This window comes from Candidatus Clostridium helianthi (genome assembly GCF_045310795.1).
Classification (GTDB): domain Bacteria; phylum Bacillota; class Clostridia; order Clostridiales; family Clostridiaceae; genus Clostridium; species Clostridium helianthi.
Genome location: NZ_JBJIAB010000113.1, coordinates 1 through 687, shown reverse-complemented (window position 1 = coordinate 687; position 687 = coordinate 1). Strand labels below are relative to the sequence as shown.

Genomic DNA, 687 nt, shown 5'->3' with positions numbered 1-687 from the left:
ATAAAGCTATGTATTCACTTTATGATACATGGGGTTTCCCATGTGAGTTTCCTCATTCGGAAATCTTCGGATCTCTGACTATGTGCGTCTACCCGAAGCTTATCGCAGCTTATCGCGTCCTTCATCGGCTCCTGATGCCAAGGCATTCACCATGCGCCCTTTGTAGCTTGACCTAATTATTAGTCATATCACAAAGAATATTTATTCTTGGCTTTGTTGTATTTTATATACATTAAATCTATGTGCAATTTTCAAAGAACATCTGCTTGCTTATTACCGTCAATTACTTCGTCAGCTACAAATTTTATTCATTTACGTACGTGAAGTACGCTTCATTTCATAAAATTTTCGCTTTCTCGCACTTGTCGCTACTAAGCTACGCATTTTGAAAGACTTAGTCTTTCAAAATTGAACAGAACAAATACTTAAGTAACCTTTGAGCAAGTATTTTATATTTTGATACATAATAATGTATCTGTACTAGCCAAACATCATGTTGGTCTAGATTTCTCCATAGAAAGGAGGTGATCCAGCCGCAGGTTCTCCTACGGCTACCTTGTTACGACTTCACCCCAATCGCTGACCCTACCTTAGGTCGCTGCCTCGCTTGCGCGTTAGCTCACGAACTTTGGGTATTGCCAACTCTCATGGTGTGACGGGCGGTGTGTACAAGGCCCGGGAACGTAT

At 40.9% G+C, this 687-nt stretch carries 2 rRNA genes; both read right to left on the bottom strand.

Features of this window, described 5'->3' with window-relative positions:
* Nucleotides 1–173: ribosomal RNA gene (locus ACJDTP_RS27415) — 23S ribosomal RNA — on the bottom strand; the annotation flags it as partial.
* A gap of 344 nt (nt 174–517) precedes the next feature.
* Nucleotides 518–687: ribosomal RNA gene (locus tag ACJDTP_RS27410) — 16S ribosomal RNA — on the bottom strand; the annotation flags it as partial.